At 71.7% G+C, this 23,211-nt stretch carries 24 protein-coding genes and 1 pseudogene; 16 read left to right on the forward strand and 9 right to left on the reverse strand.

All coding sequences use genetic code 11. The features are described 5' to 3' along the window. Positions 1-137: 137 nt before the first annotated feature. Positions 138-596, reverse strand: a complete 459-nt coding sequence (locus ACTWQJ_RS10000; RefSeq protein ID WP_443306270.1) for an ATP-binding protein — start codon at positions 594-596, stop codon at positions 138-140. A gap of 212 nt (positions 597-808) precedes the next feature. On the opposite strand from ACTWQJ_RS10000, the gene ACTWQJ_RS10005 reads away from it, so the two are divergent. Then, positions 809-1,666, forward strand: coding sequence for a helix-turn-helix domain-containing protein (locus ACTWQJ_RS10005; protein ID WP_443306271.1), 858 nt, complete (start codon positions 809-811; stop codon positions 1,664-1,666). Between the two features lie 9 nt (positions 1,667-1,675). Continuing rightward, positions 1,676-1,927: a DUF397 domain-containing protein gene (locus ACTWQJ_RS10010; protein WP_443306272.1), complete on the forward strand. Its 252-nt coding sequence runs from the start codon at positions 1,676-1,678 to the stop codon at positions 1,925-1,927. Positions 1,928-1,995: 68 nt separating this feature from the next. Here the strand turns inward: ACTWQJ_RS10010 and ACTWQJ_RS10015 are convergent, their stop codons facing one another. Beyond that, the gene (locus tag ACTWQJ_RS10015; RefSeq protein ID WP_443306273.1) at positions 1,996-3,123 is read right to left on the reverse strand and encodes an 8-amino-7-oxononanoate synthase; all 1,128 of its coding nucleotides are present in this window, start codon (positions 3,121-3,123) and stop codon (positions 1,996-1,998) included. 147 nt (positions 3,124-3,270) lie between these two features. Between ACTWQJ_RS10015 and bioB the strand changes: the two genes are divergently transcribed. The 4 genes from bioB to ACTWQJ_RS10035 all read left to right on the forward strand — a co-directional run bounded on the left by bioB (position 3,271) and on the right by ACTWQJ_RS10035 (position 6,875). After that, positions 3,271-4,404 carry a biotin synthase BioB gene (bioB, locus tag ACTWQJ_RS10020; RefSeq protein ID WP_443306274.1) on the forward strand — a complete coding sequence of 378 codons (1,134 nt, stop codon included), beginning with the start codon at positions 3,271-3,273 and terminating at the stop codon, positions 4,402-4,404. Then, the gene (locus ACTWQJ_RS10025) at positions 4,397-5,677 is read left to right on the forward strand and encodes an adenosylmethionine--8-amino-7-oxononanoate transaminase (RefSeq protein WP_443306275.1); all 1,281 of its coding nucleotides are present in this window, start codon (positions 4,397-4,399) and stop codon (positions 5,675-5,677) included. The genes bioB and ACTWQJ_RS10025 overlap by 8 nt, the downstream gene beginning before the upstream one ends. A gap of 1 nt (position 5,678) precedes the next feature. Next, complete coding sequence (gene bioD / locus ACTWQJ_RS10030; protein WP_443306276.1) at positions 5,679-6,407, forward strand: dethiobiotin synthase; 729 nt, start codon at positions 5,679-5,681, stop codon at positions 6,405-6,407. A gap of 345 nt (positions 6,408-6,752) precedes the next feature. After that, complete coding sequence (locus ACTWQJ_RS10035) at positions 6,753-6,875, forward strand: lasso RiPP family leader peptide-containing protein (RefSeq protein WP_443306277.1); 123 nt, start codon at positions 6,753-6,755, stop codon at positions 6,873-6,875. A 521-nt stretch (positions 6,876-7,396) separates the two neighbouring features. On the opposite strand, the gene ACTWQJ_RS10040 is transcribed toward ACTWQJ_RS10035, so the two are convergent. Further along, positions 7,397-8,443: a COX15/CtaA family protein gene (locus ACTWQJ_RS10040; RefSeq protein ID WP_443306278.1), complete on the reverse strand. Its 1,047-nt coding sequence runs from the start codon at positions 8,441-8,443 to the stop codon at positions 7,397-7,399. Positions 8,444-8,623: 180 nt separating this feature from the next. Between ACTWQJ_RS10040 and ACTWQJ_RS10045 the strand changes: the two genes are divergently transcribed. Next, positions 8,624-9,304 carry a class I SAM-dependent methyltransferase gene (locus tag ACTWQJ_RS10045; RefSeq protein WP_443306279.1) on the forward strand — a complete coding sequence of 227 codons (681 nt, stop codon included), beginning with the start codon at positions 8,624-8,626 and terminating at the stop codon, positions 9,302-9,304. A gap of 9 nt (positions 9,305-9,313) precedes the next feature. On the opposite strand, the gene ACTWQJ_RS10050 is transcribed toward ACTWQJ_RS10045, so the two are convergent. Together ACTWQJ_RS10050 and ACTWQJ_RS10055 are read right to left on the reverse strand one after the other, a co-directional pair. Then, entirely contained in the window at positions 9,314-9,688 is a 375-nt protein-coding gene (locus tag ACTWQJ_RS10050; protein ID WP_129796634.1) for a fic family toxin-antitoxin system, toxin component, read from the reverse strand. A gap of 4 nt (positions 9,689-9,692) precedes the next feature. Next, entirely contained in the window at positions 9,693-10,007 is a 315-nt protein-coding gene (locus ACTWQJ_RS10055) for a toxin-antitoxin system HicB family antitoxin (protein WP_443306280.1), read from the reverse strand. A gap of 209 nt (positions 10,008-10,216) precedes the next feature. On the opposite strand from ACTWQJ_RS10055, the gene ACTWQJ_RS10060 reads away from it, so the two are divergent. The 6 genes from ACTWQJ_RS10060 to ACTWQJ_RS10085 all read left to right on the forward strand — a co-directional run bounded on the left by ACTWQJ_RS10060 (position 10,217) and on the right by ACTWQJ_RS10085 (position 17,438). After that, the gene (locus tag ACTWQJ_RS10060; RefSeq protein ID WP_443306281.1) at positions 10,217-11,029 is read left to right on the forward strand and encodes an ABC transporter ATP-binding protein; all 813 of its coding nucleotides are present in this window, start codon (positions 10,217-10,219) and stop codon (positions 11,027-11,029) included. Positions 11,030-11,034: 5 nt separating this feature from the next. Then, complete coding sequence (locus ACTWQJ_RS10065) at positions 11,035-13,599, forward strand: FtsX-like permease family protein (protein WP_443306282.1); 2,565 nt, start codon at positions 11,035-11,037, stop codon at positions 13,597-13,599. 76 nt (positions 13,600-13,675) lie between these two features. Beyond that, the gene (locus ACTWQJ_RS10070; RefSeq protein WP_443306283.1) at positions 13,676-14,104 is read left to right on the forward strand and encodes a GNAT family N-acetyltransferase; all 429 of its coding nucleotides are present in this window, start codon (positions 13,676-13,678) and stop codon (positions 14,102-14,104) included. Between the two features lie 142 nt (positions 14,105-14,246). Next, positions 14,247-15,575: a hemolysin family protein gene (locus tag ACTWQJ_RS10075; protein WP_443306284.1), complete on the forward strand. Its 1,329-nt coding sequence runs from the start codon at positions 14,247-14,249 to the stop codon at positions 15,573-15,575. Then, the gene (locus ACTWQJ_RS10080; protein WP_443306285.1) at positions 15,572-16,585 is read left to right on the forward strand and encodes a hemolysin family protein; all 1,014 of its coding nucleotides are present in this window, start codon (positions 15,572-15,574) and stop codon (positions 16,583-16,585) included. The genes ACTWQJ_RS10075 and ACTWQJ_RS10080 overlap by 4 nt, the downstream gene beginning before the upstream one ends. A 64-nt stretch (positions 16,586-16,649) precedes the next feature. Beyond that, positions 16,650-17,438, forward strand: coding sequence for an SGNH/GDSL hydrolase family protein (locus ACTWQJ_RS10085; protein WP_443306286.1), 789 nt, complete (start codon positions 16,650-16,652; stop codon positions 17,436-17,438). Between the two features lie 150 nt (positions 17,439-17,588). Here ACTWQJ_RS10085 and ACTWQJ_RS10090 read toward each other — a convergent pair. Next, positions 17,589-17,768: pseudogene (locus ACTWQJ_RS10090) on the reverse strand (hypothetical protein); the annotation flags it as partial. Between the two features lie 44 nt (positions 17,769-17,812). Between ACTWQJ_RS10090 and purB the strand changes: the two are divergent. Beyond that, positions 17,813-19,255, forward strand: coding sequence for an adenylosuccinate lyase (gene purB, locus ACTWQJ_RS10095; protein ID WP_443306287.1), 1,443 nt, complete (start codon positions 17,813-17,815; stop codon positions 19,253-19,255). After that, complete coding sequence (gene mug, locus ACTWQJ_RS10100; RefSeq protein WP_443306297.1) at positions 19,252-19,797, forward strand: G/U mismatch-specific DNA glycosylase; 546 nt, start codon at positions 19,252-19,254, stop codon at positions 19,795-19,797. Before purB ends, mug begins: the two co-directional genes overlap by 4 nt. Positions 19,798-19,815: 18 nt before the next feature. Here mug and ACTWQJ_RS10105 read toward each other — a convergent pair whose 3' ends face one another. From ACTWQJ_RS10105 to ACTWQJ_RS10115, 3 genes are all read right to left on the reverse strand, one after another. After that, positions 19,816-19,941, reverse strand: a complete 126-nt coding sequence (locus ACTWQJ_RS10105; protein WP_443306288.1) for a hypothetical protein — start codon at positions 19,939-19,941, stop codon at positions 19,816-19,818. A gap of 345 nt (positions 19,942-20,286) precedes the next feature. Further along, complete coding sequence (locus tag ACTWQJ_RS10110) at positions 20,287-21,009, reverse strand: ABC transporter permease (RefSeq protein WP_443306289.1); 723 nt, start codon at positions 21,007-21,009, stop codon at positions 20,287-20,289. 2 nt (positions 21,010-21,011) lie between these two features. Beyond that, positions 21,012-21,932: an ABC transporter ATP-binding protein gene (locus ACTWQJ_RS10115; protein WP_443306290.1), complete on the reverse strand. Its 921-nt coding sequence runs from the start codon at positions 21,930-21,932 to the stop codon at positions 21,012-21,014. 108 nt (positions 21,933-22,040) lie between these two features. Between ACTWQJ_RS10115 and ACTWQJ_RS10120 the strand changes: the two genes are divergently transcribed. After that, positions 22,041-23,210: a sensor histidine kinase gene (locus ACTWQJ_RS10120; RefSeq protein ID WP_443306291.1), complete on the forward strand. Its 1,170-nt coding sequence runs from the start codon at positions 22,041-22,043 to the stop codon at positions 23,208-23,210. The last annotated feature ends 1 nt before the right edge of the window (position 23,211 follow it).

Raw genomic sequence — 23,211 nt, forward strand, 5'->3', positions numbered from 1 at the left:
GTGCCCTGACGCACCGCCACCGCCCCGCCCGTGCGCCCCGGCCCGCCCTGCACCTGGAGCAGGGCCAGGATCCGCCTGCGCCGTCCATGACGCCCTCCGGGCACGGACGGCGCACTGCGCTGTCTGGTGGACGCGCCCTACGACTCCTGCGGCCCCGCCGCCGGCACCGGCCGCGCGGGGACGGTCCACGGCAGTTCGATGGAGACCGTCTTGCCGCCCTCGCGGGTGGGACGCACCCGCAGCCGCCCCCCGCACTCGTTGGTCAGCCAGCGGATGATGACCATGCCGCGGCCGTTGTCCTGCTGGACGGCGGCCGGTAGCCGCTTGGGGAAGCGCGGGTGGCTGTCTGTCACGCCGATGCGCAGCTGTTCGTCGCGGTCGAGTTCGATGTCCACCGTGAAGGTGGGTGACTGGCCGAAGGTGTGCTGTACGGCGTTCGTGGCGAGTTCGGAGACGATGAGCCGGATGGTGTCGGCCACCTCACTGTCCGGCGCCAGGCCCCACTCCGCGAGGGTGCTGACCACGTAGCCGCGAGCCGCGGAGACCGAGGCTGGATCGCTCGGCAGAGTGACGGATGCTTCCAGATGGTCTGCCATGGCGAGGTCGTCCCTTTCCCACGGGACCGGAGTCCGACACGGAGCGGATGGTTCGAGTACGGTCCCGGACTGGTGCTTCGTCGCCAGACTGCCACTACCGCGCCGGTCACGGTGGCGATCCACCAAGATATGCATATATCTGTCGCTCGAAGCGGTGAACTCTGCGACGGCAGACCGTATTTGGGCGGCTCAGAAGGAGTAAGGAGTTTCCCATGCAGCACGGCCCCGCGGTGCGCCGTCGGAAACTTGGTGCCGAATTGCGCACACTGCGCAGCCGCGCCGGCCTCACGAGCGGCGAGGCGGCCCGGCTCGTGGGCTGGCACCAGTCGAAGGTGAGCCGGATCGAGACCGGCGCGAGCGGGGTGAAACCGGCCGACGTGCGGTTACTCCTGGATGCCTACCGGGTGACGGACTCCCAACTCCGCGAAGTACTCATGACGTTGGCGGACTCCGGCGGCCACGGCCGGGACCACTGGTGGCACGCCTACCGCGGGGTGCTGCCGCCCACCTACCGGGACTTCATCAGCCTGGAGTCCCAGGCGAGCGCGATGCGCACACTGGAGACCTCCGTCGTCCCCGGGCTGCTCCAGACGCCCGAGTACGCGCGTGCGGTGACCCGGGCCGCGGTGGAGGGCCTGGACGAGGACCGGCTCGACGCCCTGGTGGAGGTACGCCTGGCCCGGCAGGACGTGCTGCGTTCGCAGCCGCCCCTGGCGCTGAGCGCCGTACTGGACGAGGCGGTGCTGCGCCGCGAGGTCGGCGGACCGGATGTCATGGCCCGGCAGCTGGCACGGCTGGTGGAGGCGGCCCGGCTGCCCCAAGTGCGGCTCCAGGTGTTGCCGTTCGCGGCCGGAGCCCACATCGGCATCACCGGGCCTTTCGTTGTCTTCTCATTTCCGAGCACTTCTGATCTGGATGTGGTTGTTCTCGACCACTTGACGAGTAGCCTCTACCTCGAACGGAAAGAAGACGTAGAGGCCTACACCGAGGCCTTCAACGTCCTTCAGTTTCATGCCCTTTCGCCCGAGGACTCGTTGGATTACATCGCCGGGATAGGTGACGGCGCGTAAGGAGGCACCATGACCGCACTGCCTCGGAACGTACCTTCCAGCACTCGACTGCTCGGTGTGCACTGGCTGCGCAGCAGCTACAGCACCGGAGCGAACAACTGTGTGGAGACGGCCCGGCCGGATCACGGCCCAGGCGCCGGACTGCTCGCCGTGCGCGACTCCAAGGACCCGGCCGGACCCGCGCTGCTCTTCTCTCCCGAGAGCTGGGCGGGATTCACGGCCTCGTTCCGGTGCGGCGCACCGACCCCTGACCACCCCTGACCAGTGTCACTTCCTGATCGGATCTGATCAGGTCCGCATCGCGTGATGCACGGCCGTGGTACGCCGACTCATGGTCGCGTTTCACCGATCACACGTACAGCGCGTTCGATCTGGTCCCCGGAGAGGTCCGCGCGGGCCGTCAGCCGCAGCCGGGAGATGCCGTCGGGCACGGAAGGAGGCCTGAAGCAGCCCACGGCGAGCCCCGCGGCGCGGCAGTCGGCCGCCCAACGCACGGCCCCCTCCGGGGACGGCCCGCGCACGGAGACGACCGCGGCGTCCGGGCGTACCGCCTCCAGCCCCATACCCGTCAACCGGGCGTGCAGTTCGTCCGCCACCGCGTGCGCCCGCGCCGCCCGCTCGGGTTCGCGACGCAGCAGTCTCAGTGCCGCCAGGGCCGCGCCCGTGGCCGCGGGGGCGAGGCCGGTGTCGAAGATGAAGGTCCTGGCCGCGTTGACCAGGTGGTCGATCACCCCGGCGGGGCCGAGCACGGCGCCGCCCTGACTGCCGAGCGACTTGGACAGCGTCACCGTCACGACGACATCGTCGGCGCCCGCGAGCCCCGCCGCATACGGGGCGCCCCGGCCGCCGTCACCGAGCACACCGAGGCCGTGGGCGTCGTCGACGACCAGCCCGGCGCCGTGCGTGCGGCACGCCTCGGCCAGTGCGGCGAGCGGTGCGGCGTCGCCGTCGACCGAGAAGACCGTGTCGGACACGGCGACGGCCGGCCCCTCGTGTGTCTGCAGCGCCTTGCGCACCGCGTCCGGATCGGCGTGCGCGACGACCTGGGTCGTACCGCGGGCCAGCCGGCAGCCGTCGATCAGCGAGGCGTGGTTGCCGGCGTCGGAGACGATCAGGGAGCCGTGCGGCGCGAGTGCGGTGACCGCGGCGAGGTTGGCCGCGTACCCGGAGGAGAAGACCAGGGCCGCCTCGAAGCCGCAGAAGTCGGCCAGCTCGCGTTCGAGTTCGCCGTGCAGCTCGGTGGTGCCGGTGACGAGCCGGGAACCGGTGGCGCCGCCGCCCCAGGTGCGCGCGGCCCGCGCGGCGCCCTCGGTGACCTCGGGGTGGCGGGCCAGCCCCAGGTAGTCGTTGCTCGCCAGGTCCAGCAGCGGTGTGTCGGCGGAGCGGGGGCGCAGGGTCCGTACGAGTCCGGCGCGCCGGCGCAGCTCCGCCTGCTCGTCGATCCAGCCGAACGCCATGAGCCCTCCGGGACTTTTGTAGGTAATGCACAGACCCTAGCGGGACGCAACGCAGCTCAGTGTGTGGCAATACCCACACGACGAACTGCCAGAGCTGTGCAAACTCTCCTTGGCCGGAGGTGGTGCCTTAGGACAGGATCGGCTCTCATGGACCTGCTGAACACGCTCGTGGACAAGGGGCTTCGGCGCGAGTTGCCGACCCGCGAGGAAGCACTGGCCGTCCTCGCCACTTCCGACGACGACCTGCTCGATGTGGTGGCCGCGGCCGGCAAGGTGCGCCGGCACTGGTTCGGCCGACGGGTGAAACTCAACTACCTCGTCAACCTCAAGTCGGGCCTGTGCCCCGAGGACTGCTCCTACTGCTCCCAGCGGCTCGGATCGAAGGCCGGCATCCTCAAGTACACCTGGCTCAAGCCCGACGAGGCCTCGCAGGCCGCGGCCGCGGGGCTCGCCGGGGGTGCCAAGCGGGTCTGTCTGGTGGCCAGCGGACGGGGCCCGACGGACCGTGACGTCGACCGGGTCTCCGAGACCATCAAGGCGATCAAGGACCAGAACGAAGGCGTCGAGGTGTGCGCCTGCCTCGGTCTGCTCTCCGACGGCCAGGCCGAGCGGCTGCGCACGGCCGGCGCGGACGCGTACAACCACAACCTCAACACCTCCGAAGGAACGTACGCGGACATCACGACGACGCACACGTACGCCGACCGGGTGGACACGGTCCAGAAGGCGCACGCAGCCGGGCTGTCGGCGTGTTCCGGTCTGATCGCCGGAATGGGCGAGAGCGACGCGGACCTCGTCGACGTGGTGTTCTCGCTGCGCGAGCTGGACCCGGACTCGGTGCCGGTCAACTTCCTGATCCCGTTCGAGGGCACTCCGCTCGCCAAGGAGTGGCACCTCACGCCGCAACGGTGCCTGCGCATCCTGGCGATGGTCCGGTTCGTCTGCCCGGACGTCGAGGTGCGCATCGCCGGTGGCCGCGAGGTGCACCTGCGCACCATGCAGCCGCTGGCCCTGCATCTGGCCAACTCCATCTTCCTCGGCGACTACCTCACCAGCGAGGGCCAGGCCGGCAAGGCCGACCTGGAGATGATCGCGGACGCCGGGTTCGAGGTGGAGGGCACGGACGAGGTGACGCTGCCGGAGCACCGGGCGACCGGCGGCTGCGCCTCGACGTGCGGCTCGGCGTCGGCGTCGGCGGCCGAGACGGTCCCCGAGGCGCGCACCGACCTGGTGGCCGTGCGCCGCAGAGGAGCCGGAACGGACCTCGCGCCCAATGCCTGAGCTGACCGTGCCCGAGCTGCTGGACCTCGACCGGCGGCATGTCTGGCATCCGTACGGGCCGATGCCGGGCCGGCAGGAACCGCTCGTCGTGGAGGCGGCGAGCGGGGCGCGGCTGAGGTTGGCGGACGGCTCGGGTGAGCTGGTCGACGGCATGTCGTCCTGGTGGTCGGCGATCCACGGCTACCGCCACCCGGTGCTCGACGAGGCCGCGCGTGAGCAGCTCGGCCGGATGAGCCATGTGATGTTCGGCGGGCTCACGCACGAGCCCGCCGTACGCCTGGCAAAGCTCCTTGTCGACATGTCGCCCGACGGTCTGGAGCATGTCTTCCTCGCCGACTCCGGCTCGGTGTCGGTCGAGGTCGCGGTCAAGATGTGTCTGCAGTACTGGCGTTCGCTCGGCCGCCCGCGCAAGCAGCGCCTGCTGACCTGGCGCGGCGGCTACCACGGCGACACGTGGCAGCCGATGTCGGTGTGCGACCCCGAGGGCGGAATGCACGAGCTGTGGACCGGGGTGCTGCCCCGTCAGGTGTTCGCGGACGCGCCCCCGACGGAGTACGAGGAGTCGTACGCCGACCAGCTGCGCGCGATGATCGAACGGCACGCCGACGAACTGGCCGCGGTGATCGTCGAGCCCGTGGTGCAGGGCGCGGGAGGGATGCGTTTCCACTCCCCCGCGTATCTGCGGGTGCTGCGCGAGGCGTGCGACGCGCACGACGTGCTGTTGGTGTTCGACGAGATCGCGACCGGGTTCGGGCGTACGGGCGCGCTGTTCGCGGCGGAGCATGCGGCTCTCGCGCCGGACGTGATGTGCGTGGGCAAGGCGCTGACCGGCGGCTACCTGACGATGGCGGCGACGCTGTGCTCCTCGCGGGTGGCCGACGGCATCTCGCGGGGTGAGGTGCCGGTGCTCGCGCACGGGCCGACGTTCATGGGCAATCCGCTGGCCGCGGCCGTGGCCTGCGCCTCCATCGAGCTGCTGCTCGGCCAGGACTGGTCGGCGGAGGTCAAGCGGATCGAGACGGGGCTGTGGGAGGGGCTGGCTCCGGCCGCGGACCTTCCGGGTGTGCGGGACGTCCGGGTCCTCGGCGCCATCGGCGTCGTCCAGCTCGACCACGCGATCGACATGGCCGCGGCGACGAGGGCGGCGGTGCGCGAGGGCGTGTGGCTGCGGCCGTTCCGCGATCTGGTCTACACGATGCCGCCGTACGTCACGAACGACGCGGACGTGGCGCGGATCGGGCGCGCGGTGTGCGCCGCGGCGCGGGAGGGATGACATGCCGGTTCTGGTGATCACGGGTACGGGCACGGAGGTCGGCAAGACGGTCACGACGGCCGCGGTCGCCGCCGTCGCACGGGCGGCCGGGCGTTCGGTGGCCGTGCTCAAGGCCGCGCAGACCGGCCTGCGGCCGGACGAGCGCGGGGACGCCGACGAGGTCGCGCGGCTCGCCGGTGCCGTCACGGCGGCCGAACTCGCCCGGTATCCCGAGCCGTTGGCGCCGGGCACCGCCGCGCGGCGGGCCGGGCGGGCGCCGGTGCACCCGCAGGAGATCGCCGAAGCGGCGGCCAAGCTGGCCACCGAGCACGATCTGGTGCTGGTCGAGGGTGCCGGCGGGCTGCTCGTACGGTTCGACGCGGCGGGCGGGACCCTCGCCGACGCGGCCGGGCTGCTCGCCGCGCCGGTGCTGGTCGTGGTGTCCGCGGGGCTGGGCACGCTGAACACCACCGAGCTGACGGCACGTGAAGTACGGTCCCGGCGGCTCGACCTGGCGGGGGTCGTCATCGGCAGCTGGCCCGGCGAGCCCGACCTCGCCGCCCGGTGCAACCTCGCGGACCTGCCGGAGGTGGCCGGGGCCCCGCTCCTCGGCGCCGTGCCCGCCGGCGCCGGGGCGCTGGCTCCGGCGGCCTTCCGTGCGGCGGCGCCGGGCTGGCTCGCGCCGCGGCTGGACGGGACGTGGGACGCGGAGGCCTTCCGGGCGCGTCAGGCGCCTCCGGCTCGTCGTTAGGGGTCTGCCATCCAAGAGGTCGGTCGGTCCGCTCGGGCCCGCCGACCTCTTTCATTGCGCTGCGGTGGCGATTTCCGGACGCGCGGCCGGGCCGACAACCCGGACGTCTCCGCGCGGCTGGATCGATCACGTCGCCCCTGTCAAGATCACCTTTCGCGCCCTGTTCGCGAAGTGTTCCGGTCAACATCCACTCGGGCTGGTTTCGAACGCCGGCCCGATTCAGAGTTCGCGTTTCTCCGCCGCCGACCCATTCCTTCCGGTTGACCGGAAACGAGGTAGAGGGCCTGGGCGGCCCATGATGGATTTGTGGCGTCAATTCGATTTCTGTGAAGGAGGTGAAATTCGGTGAACGAGTTCGAGGAGAACGAATACGAGGCGCCTCAGATCGTGCCGATGGGCGACTTCAGCGAGCTGACCATGTGGTACGGCTGGGGGAGCGCCGACGGCGAGGGTGACGCCATCATCTGACGTGTCGTGAGGAATCCGGTCGGCGAGAGGGAAGAAATTGGATGCATCGTGGTTCGTGACTTTCTCCGGAAGGCGCACGGAAACGTTTCCTGATTCCTTCGCGGAAGCCGACCGGATTTCCATTGCCAGCGACCGGTCGGGGAATTCCTGGATCGTCGCCGACACCACGCACGCCCGGTTGGTCGTGGCCGAAGCCGGGCTCAGGCGCCTCGCGTTGTTCGGCGAGACCGAGGCCGACGCGAGCCACCTCGCCCATGTCCTCGACCGCAACGACGACGTGCACGCCGTGATGGCGGCAGCGCACCGTCGGCCCGGCAGCTTCCACATCATCTACACCGACGGGCGCACCACGCACGTCCAGGGCACCGCCTCAGGCCTGCGGCAGGTCTTCCACGCCCGCCTGCCGGACGGCGGCCATGCCGCTTCCGACTCCCCGGAGTTGCTCGCACGCCTGTGCGGCAGCAGCCCCCGGCTGGAGATGGTCGCCTGGGAGCTGATGCAGCCCACGCTCGACTACGGCCTCACCGAGGCGACCTGCTGGACCGGTGTGCGGCGCGTGCCGGCGGACCAGCGGCTGTACCTGCGGGACGACGAGGCGGACACCGTGACCTGGTGGCGGCCGGGACCTGATCGACCGGTGGCGCCGCCGCCGCGGGCGCGCGAGTCGTCCCCCGACCCACCGCGAGGCTGACGCGGAGCGCTCCCGCCCAGACGAGCGCCGATCCGAGCAGATGCAGGATGACCGCGACCGTGGGCAGACCGGTCAGGGCCTGGAACAGACCGACGAAGCCCTGTGCGAGGAAGACGGCGAGGAACACCCCGGTGCGTCGGCGGGCCGGGGTGCCGGCGGGCAGGGCGGTGAACAGCAGGCCGCTCAGGACGAGGCACACCCCCGCGAGCAGGCCGTGCACGACGGTTGCGCCGACCCAGTCGAACGGCATCCGGTCCACTCCGGAGGAGTCGCCCGCGTGCGGCCCCGAGCCGGTGACCGACGTGCCCACCACGAGCAGCAGTGCCGTCGACACCAGCAGGGCACGGGCCAGGACGGCACAGCGTCGCGGCAGGACCGTCGGGGCGGGCACGTCGTGGTCCGCCTCGCGCAGCCGTTCCCAGGTGACCACCGCCGCGGTCAGGAGGAGGGTCGCCGCGAGGAAGTGCGCGGCGACGATGTACGGGCTCAGCCGCATCCACACGGTGATTCCGCCGACGACGGCGTTGAGCACGATGACCCAGAACTGTGCCCACCCCCCGCGCAGCACCGGCCGGGAGGGTTCGCGCTGCAGCCGGGCGGCGATGATGAGCCAGCCGACCACCGCGCACAGCACACCGGTGAGGAGACGGTTGCCGAACTCGATCGCGCCATGCAGTCCCATCTCGGCGGTGGGAGCGAGGCTGTCGCCGGAGCACGCGGGCCACTCGGGGCAGCCGAGCCCGGAGCCGGTGACCCGGACCACGCCGCCGGTGACGATGATCCCGATGGCGGCGACCACGGACGCCACGGCGGCCATGCGCACACTGCGCGGCCCCCAGGTGTATCGGCCGGCTAACCAGGACAGCGGTGTCTGCACCTTGACTCCTCGATGACGGTGTGCATGACCCGAGCAATCCACCCTAGCCGGGGGTCGTGGGCCCCTTGCCGAGACCCCCCGAGGGCCTGCTGCCGCGTTCGGCAGCCATCGGTGTGGGGCGTATGGCGCCGTGCCGGGGGGAGAATCGCGGTACTTACCCGTCCTGGGAGGGAGGTCCTCATGCCGCTAAGGTCCGCCAGCGCCCGGAAGTCGGCGCGGGATCCCGTGCACCATCCGCTGTTCGCCCGCTACTACGCCCGCGTCAGCGTGGCCGCCGAGAGCCGGCTGGGCATGGCCGGGGTGCGCGACCGGCTGCTCGCCGGGCTGTCCGGACGCGTGCTCGAGATCGGCGCGGGCAACGGACTGAACTTCGCGCACTATCCGCGTACGGTCTCGGAGGTCGTGGCGATCGAACCCGAGCGCAGTCTGCGGCAGTTGGCGGTGGAGGCCGCGCTGCGCGCCCAGATGCCCGTCGACGTGGTGCCGGGGGCGGCGGAGGCGCTGCCGGTCAAGAGCGAGGCCTTCGACGCGGTGGTGCTGTCGCTGGTGCTGTGCAGTGTGCGGGATGTGCCGCGCGCCCTGGGCGAGGTGCGCAGGGTGCTGCGGCCCGGCGGTCAGGTGCGGTTCTTCGAGCACGGGCGGGGCGGCGGCCGGGCGATGACGTTCACCCAGCGCACGCTGGACCGCACGGTGTGGCCGCCGCTGAACGGCGGCTGCCATCTGTCCCGGGATCCGGTCGCCGCGCTCAGGGACGCCGGATTCGAACTGGGCCCGTACCGGCGGATGCTGATGCCGGAGAAGGGGCCGACGCTGCCCACGTCGTTCTGCGTGCTGGGCACCGCGTGGCGCCCCGACGAGTAGGGCCGGGCGTCACAGGCTCCACTGCTGCAGTTCGCGCGCGATGTCGTGCACCGACGCCTCACCGCTTTTCACCAGCCGGGCCAGGTCACGCACCTGCACGGGCGAGGTGACGACCTTGACGCCGCTGGCGACCAGGTAGGCGTACGCGACCGCGGAGGCGAACAGGGCGTTGGAGCGCTCCAGCGCGGGGACGTGGATCAGCAGTTGGAGCAGGGCCGCGGCACGCGCGTGCGGGGTGTCGTAGACGGGGACGTCGAAGATCTCGGCCTGGTGGCGCGCGACCGCGGCGACGAGGGCTCCCCAGTCGGTGACCTGGGGATCTCCCGGCGTCTTCTGTTCGGCGAGCATCAGGAGCCAGGCGAGGTCGATGGTGAGGTCGCTCAACGGATCAGTGGCGACCTTCGCTCGTGCGGCCTTGACGGTCCTCCCCCACGCTCGACTTCTCCCACACGCTCGGCTTCGCTCGCGCGGGGGGACCCCCATGAGCGGGGGCGCCCCCGTCGAACTCCTCGGCGAAGACGGACTCGTACTGCTTCATGAAGTCGGCGGCGGCCTCCACGAAGGTGTGGCCGACCTCTCCGGTGTCCTGCCGCACGAGCTCTTCGATGTAGCGGTTGACGCTCATGCCGCGCGCGAGGGCGCGTTCGCGGGCCGCGCGGGCGGTGTCCTCGTCGACGCGGACGTTCAGCTGGGTCTTGGCCATACCTCGAAGCTAGCGCCGGAATGCTAGCAGTAGCAAGGGCGTCGCACGAGGGGCAGCGAGTGCCCCTTACCACCACATCCGGGCCCGACCTGGAATGGAGACCGCCCGCGACCTCGGCGGGATACCGTTTGTGGTGCGGATCACATCGCCCTCGGCGCAGGCACGGAACTCGTGACGTCCACGAGCGAGGCGCGATCAAGGAGGCAGCCTTGTCCACACCTGCTGCGGAGCACGCCCCGGGGCTCGCACCGGCCGACGGGGTCGCGGCCCGCGCCCGCGGTCTCACCAAGGCATACGGCTCGGGCGAGACGACGGTGCTCGCCCTGGACTCGGTGGACGTGGACGTCGCGCGCCGCCGCTTCACCGCCGTCATGGGCCCGTCGGGCTCCGGGAAGTCCACGCTGATGCACTGTCTGGCCGGGCTCGACACCGTCTCGGCCGGACAGGTGTGGCTCGGCGACACCGAGATCACGGGGCTGAAGGAGCGCGAGCTGACCAGGCTGCGGCGGGACCGGATCGGGTTCATGTTCCAGTCGTTCAACCTCATCCCGACGCTGAACGCGCTCGAGAACATCACCCTGCCCATGGACATCGCGGGCCAGAAGCCCGACCGGGAGTGGCTGGACCAGGTCATCGACACGCTCGGCCTGCGGGACCGGCTGGGGCACCGGCCCTCGCAGCTGTCCGGCGGCCAGCAGCAGCGCGTCGCCTGCGCCCGCGCGCTGGCCTCCCGCCCCGAGCTGATCTTCGCGGACGAGCCGACCGGCAACCTCGACTCGCGGGCCGGTCTGGAGGTCCTCGGCTTCCTGCGCGGGGCCGTCGACGACCTCGGGCAGACCGTCGTCATGGTCACCCACGACCCTGGCGCCGCCGCCCACTCCGACCTGGTGCTCTTCCTCGGTGACGGACGGATCGTCGACGAGATGGAGCGGCCGACGGCGGAGGCCGTGCTGGAGCGTATGAAGCGGTTCGACGTGATCCGCCGCCGGACCGACGCCGCCGCCCCCGTCCAGAGGGACTGAAACCCATGCTCAGGGCAACGCTCCGGAGTTTCGTCGCCCACAAGGGGCGGTTGCTGCTCTCGGCGCTGGCCGTGCTGCTGTCCGTGGCGTTCGTCGCGGGCAGCCTGATCTTCTCGGACACCGTCAGCCGCACCTTCAACCGGCTCTTCGCATCGACCGCGGCGGACGTCACCGTGACCCCCAAGGAGACCCTCGACGAGGTGCTGCCGTCCGGTGCGACGGCCACGCTGCCCGCCGCGCTCGCCGACCGGGTCGCCCGGGTCGACGGCGTGGCCGCCGCCCGCGCGGAGGCCGAGGCCACGAACATCACGGTCGTCAACGCCGACAACGAATCGGTCGGCCCGACGACCGGCGCCCCCACGATCGGCACCAACTGGAACCCGAGCGACCGCAGCCCCGTCGAGCTGACCTCCGGCCACGCCCCGCACGGGCCCACCGAGGCGCTGATCGACTCCGAGACCGCCGACCGCAGGAACGTACGGATCGGGGACGTCGTGACGGTGATCGCCGCACCCGGCTCCTTCCGGGTCGAGGTCGTCGGCATCGCCACGTTCACGACCACCAATCCCGGTGCCGCACTGGTGTTCGTCGACACGCCGACCGCCCAGAGGAAGCTGCTGGGCGTCAAGGGAGCCGCCACGAGCATCACCGTGGACGCGGCGGACGGCGTGAGCGACACCACGCTCAAGCAGCGCGTCGCGGCCACCCTCGGCGCCGACCGCTACAACTTCCGGACCGCCGACGAGCAGGCCCAGTCGGACGTCGAACAGCTCGGCGACTTCCTCGACGTCATCAAGTACGTGATGCTCGGCTTCGCCGGGGTCGCCGTCCTCGTGGGCGTGTTCCTGATCGTCAACACCTTCTCGATGCTGATCGCGCAGCGCACCCGCGAGCTGGGTCTGCTGCGCGCGCTGGGCGCCGACCGGCGCCAGGTGCGCCGCTCGGTGCTCACCGAGGCGCTGCTGCTCGGCCTGGTCGGCTCCACGCTGGGTCTGGCCGCCGGTATCGGGCTCGCCGTCGGCCTCATCGAACTGATGGGCCTGCTCGGCATGAACATCAAGTCCACCGAGATGGTCATCGGCTGGGCGACACCCCTCACGGCGTACGTCGTCGGTGTCGGCGTCACCTTCGTCGCCGCGTACCTCCCGGCCCGGCGCGCGGCGGGCGTCTCGCCGATGGCGGCGCTCTCCGACGCCGAGGTCGCCGCGGTGGGCCGACCGCTCAAGGTGCGTGCGGTGGTGGGCGCGGTCATGGGAGCGGCGGGCGCAGCAGCGCTCGCGGGCTGCGTGGTGTCGTCCGAGACGGGAACGGCGGCATCCCTGTTGGGCCTCGGGGTGCTCCTGACCCTCATCGCCACCGTGGTCGCGGGACCTCTCCTGGTCCGGCCGGTGATCCGGGTGCTGGGCGGGGCCTTCCCGGCGCTGTTCGGTTCCATCGGCCGGATGAGCCAGCGCAACGCCCTGCGCAACCCCCGCCGTACCGGCGCCACGGCTGCCGCGCTCATGGTGGGCCTCGCGCTGGTCGGCGGGCTGTCGGTGGCGAGCGCCTCGATCACGAAGTCGTTCGACCGGCAGATCGACCAGACGCTCGGCGCCGACTTCGTGATCCAGAACAACTTCGTGCCCTTCCCGCCGGAGGTCACCGACCAGGTGCGCGGCACCGAGGGCGTGGGGCTCGTGGTGCGCTCGCGGTTCACGCCGATCGCGGCCCTCCTGCCCGACGGCGCCCGCGTCGAGACGACCGCCGCCGGCTACGACCGGCGGCTCGACGAGGTCGCCAACATCACCTACGCCGGGGGCGACAGCGCCGCCGCGCTGGCCGCCGGGCACCTTGCGATGGACCTGGACTTCGCGCGGGACCACGGCGTACGGCTCGGCAGCACGGTCCCCGTCGAGTTCCAGGGCGGACGCACCGCCGAACTGACCGTCGGCGGCCTCACCGACCAGGAGTCCGCCGAGGGCTTCGGACTGCAGGGCGGGATCTACTTCGGCCTCGCCACCCTGGAGCGGTACGCGCCGGGCGGGCAGGACTCCGTGCTGTACGTCAACGCCGCCCCGGGCACGAGCGACGACGACCTGCGCAGGAACCTGGAGCGGACGCTCGACGCGTATCCGCAGCTGCAGGTCCGGGACCTGGCCGACTACAAGCAGCTGGTGCGCGACCAGATCTCCGTGCTGCTCTACCTCGTGTACGCCCTCCTGGGGCTCGCGATCATCATCGCCGTGCTCGGCGTGGTGAACACCCTCACCCTGTCGGTCGTGGAGCGCACCCGGGAGATCGGGCTGCTGCGCGCCATCGGGCTGGCCCGGCGGCAACTGCGCCGGATGATCCGGCTGGAGTCGGTGGTGATCGCGGTCTTCGGCGCGGTCCTGGGCCTTGCGCTGGGCCTGGTGTGGGGGGTGTGCACCCAGCAGGTGCTCGCGTTGCAGGGCATGACGGCGCTGGCGATCCCGTGGGGCACGATCGTCGCGGTGGTGATCGGCTCGGCGGTGCTCGGCGTCGTGGCGGCGCTGCTGCCCGCCCTGCGGGCCTCGCGGATGAACGTGCTGGCGGCGATAGCGCACGAGTGACGCGAGGTACGCCGGGCGTGCGTCCGGATGCTGAAATCGCGTGCCCCGAAGCGCCCGCCGGTGATGGGATCACGGCATGACGGACCTGCGGATACGGGCCGCGACGCCCGACGACCTCGACACCGTGCTGGCCTTCTGGAAGACCGCCGCCGAGGGGACGAGCATCAGCGACGACCGGGACGGCGTGGAGCGGCTGGTCGCCCGTGACCCGGAGGCGCTGATACTGGCGGAGCTCTACGGTGAGCTGGTCGGCACGGTGATCGCGGGCTTCGACGGCTGGCGCTGCCACCTCTACCGGCTGGCGGTGCACCCGGAGTACCGCCGCCAGGGCATCGGCGGGGCGCTGCTCACCGCCGCGGAGGAGCGGTTCGTACGGCTCGGCGGGCGCCGCGGGGACGCGATGGTGCTGACCCGCAACGAGAGGGCGCACCACGCCTGGCGCGCGGCCGGGTACGCGCCCGAGGAGCACTGGCGGCGTTGGGTGAAGCCCCTGGCCGAGTCCTGACACCCTTTGCCGGTCCTTTACTCTTGGAGGACCACTCGGTCCTCCAAGAAAGGTGTGAGCGTCCGCCCATGGGCGAGCCTCCCAGTATCAGCCATCGCGCATTCCCCCCTGCCCTGCCGGACCATGGGACGGGGGTGACCCGATGACCGAAGTGCTCCTCCTGCTCGTGGCGATTCTGCTCTCCCTCGCCTGTGGCGCCTTCGTCGCCGCGGAGTTCTCGCTGACCACGGTCGAGCGCAGCGAACTGGAACGTGCCGTCGAGCGCGGCGAGCGCGGCGCGGCCGGCGCTCTGAAGGCCGTACGGAAACTCACGTTCCAGCTCTCCGGTGCGCAGCTCGGCATCACCGTCACCAACCTGGTGGTCGGCATGCTCGCCGAGCCGTCCATCGCCCGGCTGATCGCGGGCCCGCTGGAGTCGCTGGGCATCTCCCGCTCCACGGCCTCCTCGATCGCCCTCGTGCTGGGCACGGCCCTGTCGACGGTCTTCCTGATGGTCGTGGGCGAGCTGGTGCCCAAGAACTGGGCGATCTCCTCACCGCTGGCCGTGGCCAAGCGGGTGGGCAACGCCCAGCGCTGGTTCAGCGCGTTGTTCCGCCCGTTCATCACCCACCTCAACAACACCGCCAACCGCATGGTGCGCCGCCTGGGCCTCGAACCCGCCGAGGAGCTGGCCTCCGCGCGCGGTCCGCAGGAACTGGCCGCCCTCGCCCGGCACTCCGCCCGCGAGGGCGCCCTGGAGCCGGACACCGCCGAGCTGTTCGTACGCACCCTGAACCTCACCGACCTGACCGCGGAGAACGTGATGACGCCGCGCGTGCAGGTCGTGGCCCTCGACGCGCAGGCGACCTGCGAGGACGTGGCGAACGCGACCCGGGCCACGGGGCTGTCGCGGTTCCCGGTCTACCGCGGCAACCTCGACTCGGTCGTGGGCACCGCGCACGTCAAGGACGTCCTGGCCGTGCCCGCCGAACGCCGGCCCCGCGTGCCCGTCTCCGAGCTGATGCGCGAACCGCTCCTCGTCCCGGAGTCCCTCACCGTGGACCGGCTCCTGGACCGGCTGTCCGGCAAGCGGACGATGGCCGTGGTCATCGACGAGTACGGCGGCACGGCGGGCGTCGCGACGCTGGAGGACATCGTCGAGGAGGTCGTCGGCGAGGTGCGCGACGAGCACGACCCGCACGAGACGCCCGACCTCGCCCCGGCCGGCACGGACGAGGACGGCCACGCCCTGTACTCCGCCGACGGTGCCGCCCGCATGGACCAGCTCGCGCGCGTCGGCCTGCGGCCGCCCGAGGGTCCCTACGAGACACTGGCCGGACTCGTCGCGACCGAACTGGGCCGGATACCCGCCGCCGGCGACACGGTCCAGGTGGCCGGCTGGCGCCTGGAAGTGCTGGACGCCGCGGGGCGCAGGGCGGCACGGGTGCTGCTGCACGCGCCGCTCGACGACGAGAAGGAGGCCCAGGCATGATCGCCGTACAGCTGCTGATCGGTCTGGCGACGCTGGTCGTCAACGCCTTCTTCGTGGGCGCCGAGTTCGCGCTGATCTCCGTACGCCGCTCCCAGATCGAGCCGCACGCCGAGCAGGGCGACCGGCGGGCCAGGAGCGTGCTGTGGGGGCTGCAGCACGTGTCGGCGCTGATGGCGGCGGCACAGCTCGGCATCACCCTGTGCACGCTGGTGCTCGGTGTGGTCGCGGAACCGGCGATCGCGCATCTGCTGGAGCCGGTGTTCCACGCGATGGGTGTGCCGAGCGGCGCGGGACACGCGGTGTCCTTCGTGATCGCGCTGACCCTGGCGACGTATCTGCACATGCTGCTCGGCGAGATGGTGCCGAAGAACGTCGCGCTCGCGGAGCCGGTGCGCAGCGCACTGCTGCTCGGGCCGCCGCTGGTGGCGCTGTCCCGGACGCTGCGACCGGTGATCTTCACGATCAACGCCTTCGCGAACGGGCTGCTGAAGCTGCTGCGGATCGAGACCAAGGACGAGGTCACGGCCGCCTTCTCCGACGCCGAGCTGGCCCGCCTGGTCAAGGACTCCGGTGCGGCCGGACTCATCGACGTCCGCGCTCAAGAGCGGCTGCACGACGCCCTGGAACTGGGCCGCCGGCCCGTGCGGGACGTCGTGCTCCCGCTGGAACGCGTCTTCTACGCGCGCGTGGGCGTCACGCCGGAGGAGCTGGAGCGGCTGTCGGCCGAGTCCGGGTTCTCCCGCTTCCCCGTCGTGGACGAGGGACGCCGGATCGTCGGCTACCTGCATGTGAAGGACGCGCTGGACGCCTCGCCGCGGGATGTGCCGTTCCGGCTGCGCGACATGCGGTCCATCGCGCGCGTACGGGAGACGACACCGCTGGACGACGTGCTCACCGCGATGCGCGGCAGCCGTACGCACCTGGCGGCCGTGCTCGGGTCGGACGGGCGGCTGGCAGGGCTGGTGACCATGGAGGACGTGCTGCGGGAGCTGTTCGGGCAGCGTGCGTAGGGGCGGTGGGTGAAGGGGCCGACCGACCGTCGGGTATGCGCCTCGGGATACCATCTCGAACGCCATGCAGACGAATCCCTCTCCCCAGTACACCAGCCTGGTCGCGGTAGGCGACTCCTTCACCGAGGGCATGTCGGACCTGCTGCCCGACGGCACCTACCGGGGCTGGGCCGACCTGCTCGCGGCACGGATGGCCGCCCATACGCCCGGCTTCCGGTACGCCAACCTGGCCGTGCGCGGCAAGCTGATCGGGCAGATCGTCGACGAGCAGGTGGATGTGGCGGCCGCGATGGGCGCCGATGTCATCACGCTCGTCGGCGGGCTCAACGACACCTTGCGCCCCAAGTGCGACATGGGCCGGGTGCGCGGGCTCCTGGAGGAGGCCGTGGAACGGCTGGCTCCGTCGTGCAAGCAGCTCGTCCTGATGCGGAGCCCGGGACGGCAGGGCCCGGTCCTGGAGCGGTTCCGGCCGCGCATGGAGGAGCTCTTCGCCTGCGTCGACGAGCTGGCCGCGCGGCACGGCGCGGTGGTGGTCGACCTGTACGGAGCGCCCTCGCTCGGCGACCCCCGGCTGTGGGACGTGGACCGGCTGCACCTGACGGCCGAGGGGCACCGGCGGGTCGCGGAGGCGGTGTGGCAGACGCTCGGATACGACCCCGAGGACCCGGACTGGCACACGCCGATGCCGGCGACCCTACCGCCGGGCTGGGCGGCCCGCCGGGTCGCGGACGTGCGATTCGCCCGACAGCACCTGCTGCCGTGGATCGCCCGCCGCCTGACGGGCCGGTCGTCCGGGGACGGACTCCCACCGAAACGACCGGAGCTCCTGCCGTACGAGGGCCCGGTGCTGTAACCCCGCACGGGGATACCTGACCGAAGCAGCCCGAGCTCCAGCCGCCCGAGGGCCCGGTGCTGTAAATCCGCATGGGGATGCCTGGCCGAAGCGAGGTGCGGGGGCCGGCAACCCCCAGCGAGGGGTACAGGGGACGCAGTCCCCGTCGCGGTCGGGGGCGGAGCCCCAGGGCTTCCCCCACCACCCCCACCCTGCCTTCCATCCGACCGCTTCTGCCCCGGGGTCCAGGGGCGGAGCCCCTGGGGATGGGACGGGTAGGGGCGGCGGGGGCGAAGACCTTCCGGCCGACTCCAGGGCGTGACCCAGATCTCGTAGGTTCCACCAAACGCATCCGTGGCGCTGGCCTGCACAAACCGCCAGTAGAATCCGGTTACGTGACTTCTGCGCCCGCCAAGCCCCGCATCCCGAACGTCCTCGCCGGACGCTACGCCTCCGCCGAGCTCGCCACGCTCTGGTCGCCCGAGCAGAAGGTGAGGCTGGAGCGTCAGCTCTGGCTCGCCGTGCTGCGGGCCCAGAAGGACCTCGGTATCGAGGTGCCGGACGCGGCGATCGCCGACTACGAGCGCGTCCTCGACCAGGTCGACCTGGCCTCCATCGCCGAGCGCGAGAAGATCACGCGCCACGACGTGAAGGCGCGGATCGAGGAGTTCAACGACCTCGCCGGGCACGAGCAGGTGCACAAGGGCATGACGTCCCGCGACCTGACGGAGAACGTCGAGCAGCTGCAGATCCGGCTCTCGCTGGAACTGATGCGCGACCGCACGGTGGCCGTCCTGGCGCGCCTGGGCAAGCTGGCGGGTGAGTACGGCGAGCTGGTCATGGCCGGCCGCTCGCACAACGTCGCCGCGCAGGCCACGACCCTCGGCAAGCGGTTCGCGACCGCGGCCGACGAGCTGCTCGTCGCGTACGGGCGGGTGGAGGAGCTGCTGGGCCGCTATCCGCTGCGCGGCATCAAGGGCCCGGTCGGTACGGCGCAGGACATGCTGGACCTGCTGGGCGGGGACGCGCCGAAGCTCGCGGAGCTGGAGAAGCGGATCGCCGACCACCTGGGCTTCTCCACCGCCTTCACGTCGGTCGGCCAGGTCTACCCGCGCTCACTCGACTACGAGGTCGTCACCGCGCTGGTGCAGCTGGCGGCGGCGCCGTCCTCGCTGGCGAAGACGATCCGGCTGATGGCCGGGCACGAGCTGGTCACCGAGGGCTTCAAGCCGGGCCAGGTCGGCTCCTCCGCCATGCCGCACAAGATGAACACCCGCTCCTGCGAGCGCGTCAACGGCCTGATGGTGATCCTGCGCGGCTACGCCTCGATGACCGGCGAGCTGGCGGGCGACCAGTGGAACGAGGGTGACGTGTCCTGCTCGGTGGTGCGCCGGGTCGCACTGCCGGACGCTTTCTTCGCGCTGGACGGGCTGCTGGAGACGTTCCTGACGGTGCTCGACGAGTTCGGCGCGTTCCCGTCGGTCGTGGCGCGCGAGCTGGACCGCTACCTGCCGTTCCTGGCGACGACGAAGGTACTGATGGCCTCGGTGCGCGCGGGGGTCGGCCGTGAGGTCGCGCACGAGGCGATCAAGGAGAACGCGGTGGCGTGTGCTCTGGCCATGCGCGAGCAGGGCGCCGAGCGCAATGAGCTGCTGGACAAGCTCGCGGACGACTCGCGCATCCCGCTCGAACGTGTGCAGCTGGACGAGTTGATGGCCGACAAGCTGTCCTTCACGGGCGCCGCGGCCGACCAGGTCGGCACCGTCGTCGGCCGGATCGAGGAGCTCGTGAAGCAGCACCCGGAGGCCGCGGGCTACACGCCGGGAGCGATCCTCTGACGCGCTTCACCGCACAGGAGTTGGAGGCCGCTCGCGACCGCCTGGTACCGGACGTGGTCGCGGACGGCCTCCGCGTGCTGTTCTGCGGCATCAACCCGGGCCTGATGACCGCGGCGACGGGCCACCACTTCGCCCGCCCGGGCAACCGCTTCTGGCCGGTGCTGCATCTGTCCGGGTTCACGCCCCGGCTGCTGAAGCCGTCGGAGCAGGGTGAGTTGCTCTCGTACGGGCTCGGGATCACCAATGTGGTGGCACGGGCGACGGCTCGGGCCGACGAGCTGAGCGCCGAGGAGTACCGCGAGGGCGGGCGCCTGCTGTCGCTGAAGGTGGCACGGTTGCGGCCGCGTTGGCTGGCGGTGGTGGGGGTCACCGCCTACCGGGCCGCGTTCGACGACCGCACGGCCCAGGTGGGGCCGCAGGCCAGGACGATCGGGAACACGCGGGTGTGGGTACTGCCGAATCCCTCCGGGCTGAACGCACATTGGACTGCGGCGACGATGGCGGAGGAGTTCGCGCGGTTGCGGGCGGCGGCGGAGGCCTGACGGTCCCGGTCGTGTTCGTCACGGCGGGTCGGTCACGGTGACGAACACGAGGAGCCGGGCGGTGTCCGACTCGTCCCGGTCGGCCACGCCGACGGCGACCCAGCGGCCGGTGCCGCACGCCTCCCACACGTACACAGCGTCCATGAGAACGCTCACCGTCGCCCACGGCTCCGGTATCTCCTCACCCCCTTCGCCGCGCACCCTCAGGGTCAGCATGCCCCACGGGCGCGTCTCCCCCCTTCGTTCGTTCAGCAGTTGGGCTATTCCCTCCCGGTAGGCGCCGACGTCCTCGGCCGTGAGCTCGCCGGACGCGCCGTCCCGGTCACCGGCTCCTCACTCCGTCAGGTAGTAGCCCGGCCCCTCTCGTCCGACGTCCGACCAGCCGTGGGCCGCGGGCAGGGGGCTTGCGCACAGCCGTCGATCGTCTCCAGGCACCGCGCGATGTTCATGCCCCCAGTAAACCCGGGGCCACTGACAATTGACGTCGCGTCAGGCGTCCCGGCGCCGCACGCTCCACGCGCCCGCCACCAGGGCCGCCGCCGTCCACAGGGCGGTCACGGCGAGGCCGGTCCACGGGCCGAGGGTGCCGTCCGAGGTCTCGTGGAACACCATCTGGCCGGCCTTGTCGGGCAGGAGGTCGGCGACGGTGCCGGACATGTCGCCGATCACGAAGGACACGATGAGCAGGAACGGGATCAGCACGCTCAGCGTGGCCACGCCGCTGCGCAACAGGGCGGTGAGTCCGGCGGCGAACAGTGCCATCAGCGTGAGGTAGACGGCGCAGCCGACGACCCCGCGCAGCCCCTCGCTCCAGGAGAGACCGTCCGCCTCGTCCCCGAGCACGGCTCTGCCGACGGCCAGGCTCGCCGCGCCCGTGCCGAGGCCGGCCGCGAGGACGGGTGCGGCGATCGCCACCGCCTTGGCCGCGAACCACCGCCCGCGCCGCGGCACCGCGGCGAACGTGACGCGCAGGGCACCGCCCTGGAACTCCGAGGAGACGGCCGTCGTGCCGAAGGCGATCGCGGCGATCTGCCCGAAGCTGACGCCGAAGAATGCCGCGAACAGGGGGTCGAAGTCCGCGCCGCCGGTGTCCAGACCGCCGAGCGCCGAGAACAGGGTGGTGACGAGCAGGACAGCGCACAGGGCGCCGAGGAGCGAGCGCAGCGTGCGGATCTTGATCCACTCGGCGCGGAGCACAGGCGTGAATTCCATGGTCAGGCCTCCTGGGGCTGTGCGGTGAACTCGGTCTCGGCCGCCGTCAGGTCGAGATAGGCCTGCTCCAGCGTGCCCTCTTCCGCGGCCAGTTCGAGGATCGGCACACCCGCGGCCGAGGCGATGCGCCCGATGTCGTCCACGCGCGCGTGGGGCACGGTCCAGTGCCCGTCCTCGTGCTCCACGGCGTCGTGACCGTGCCGGGCGAGGGCGCTCTTGAGGGCCGCGGGGTCCGTCGTGCGGATCCGCACGCGCGGCTGCACGCGCGCGTGGATGAACTCCCGCATCGGGGTGTCGGCCAGCAGGCGGCCCCGGCCCAGGACGACGAGGTGGTCGGCGAAGGACGCCGTCTCGTTCATGAGGTGGCTGGAGACCAGGACCGTGCGCCCCTCCCCGGCGAGCCGGCGCATCAACTCCCGGATCCAGATGATGCCTTCGGGGTCGAGGCCGTTGGATGGCTCGTCGAGCATGACCACCTCGGGGTCGCCGAGGAGGGCTGCGGCGATGCCGAGCCGCTGGCGCATGCCCAGGGAGTACGTCTTCCCCCTGCGGCGCGCCACCGACGCGAGCCCCGTCTCCTCCAGCATCTCGTCGACGCGCCGGTCCGGGATGCGGTTGCTCGCCGCCAGGACGCGCAGATGATCGCGGCCGGTGCGGGAGCCGTGCGCGGCCTGGGCGTCGAGCAACGCGCCCACGTGACGCAGGGGTTCGCGCAGGGTCGCGTAGGCGCGGCCGCCGATGGTGGCGGTGCCGGAGGTCGGCCGGTCGAGGCCGAGCACGAGCCGCATGGTGGTGGATTTGCCGGCGCCGTTGGGGCCGAGGAAGCCGGTGACGCGGCCGGGGAGGACGGTGAAGGTGAGGTCGTCCACGGCTCGCCGGGTGCCGTACTCCTTGGTGAGGGCCTGTACTTCGATGCTGGTCATGCCAGCAGCCTGGCCGCTGGAGCGCAGGCGGTTCCTCCCCCGCGGGTGGAGATCGTCTCCCCCGTGCGGGGGAGGCTCGTTGTCAGTGGCGGCTGGCACGATGACGGAATGGTCCGCTGGCTGCGCCCGTTCGGCAGGGCGGTGACGTACACACGATTGCTGCATCTGTTCATCGCCATCGTGTGGCCGTCCATGTGGCTGTTCATCAAGGAGGCCTGGTGGACCTGGCTGGTGGCGGCCGCGGTGCTCGCCCCCGTCGGCCTGGTGCCCGCGATGCGCACCGCGGAGGGGATGCAGGCCAGGCTGCTGCTGACCGGTCACCGGCACGACAGTGAGGGCACCGACATCGTCGTCGCGCCGTCCGCCTCCTGGAGAGACCGGGGGCGGCTCGTCGTGTGGCTGGAGACGCGGCTGCTGCTCGGCTGCGCGACCTCGCTGTTCACCGTCCAACTGCTCCTCGCCTCGGTGGACTTGGTGTCGGCGGCGTTCGGCCGTGACGTCGAGGAGGGCGTGCTGCTGCTCCTCGACGGCCACGAGTGGTGGCACGTCCTGCTCGTGCCGCTGGCGCTGGTCACGCTGGCGGCGACCGTGGTCGCGTCGGGCCACCTCATCACCGCACTCGCCCACCGTCTCCTGGGCCCCTCCCCTGCCGAGCGCCTCGCCGCCATGGAGGAGCGCACCGAGCAGCTTCTGGAACGCACCCGCATCGCTCGCGAACTCCACGACTCCATCGGCCACGCCCTGACCGTGGCCGTGGTGCAGGCGGGTGCCGCGCGCGCGGCAGGCGATCCCGCCTTCACCGACCGGGCCCTGGATGCCATCGAGGAGACCGGCCGGGCGGCCCTGGAGGACCTGGATCGCGTCCTCGGCATCCTGCGTGAGTCGGAGCGGCCGGTCAGCAGCCGGCCGACGCTGACGGACGCCGACCGTCTGCTGGAGTCCGCGCGTGCCTCCGGTGCAAAGGTAGAGGTCGAGATGACCGGGCCCCTGGAGACCGTGCCCGGCCCGGTCTCCCGGGAGGGCTACCGCATCCTCCAGGAGTCCCTGACCAACGTGCTGCGGCACGCGGGGTCCGTCGCCGTCCGGGTCCGCATCGCCGTCGCGGGCGGCACGCTCACCCTCGAGGTGCGCAACCCGCTCACCGCCGACATACCGGGGCCCGGTCGGGGCAGTGGTCTGCGCGGCATACGGGAGCGCGCCGCCCTGCTGGGCGGCCGCGCGCGGACGGGGCCCGACGAGGGCGACTGGCAGGTGTGTGTGGAGCTGCCGCTCGGCTGAT

The sequence above is a fragment of the Streptomyces sp. KR55 genome, from assembly GCF_052245645.1.
In the GTDB taxonomy this organism is placed as follows: domain Bacteria; phylum Actinomycetota; class Actinomycetes; order Streptomycetales; family Streptomycetaceae; genus Streptomyces; species Streptomyces flavusporus.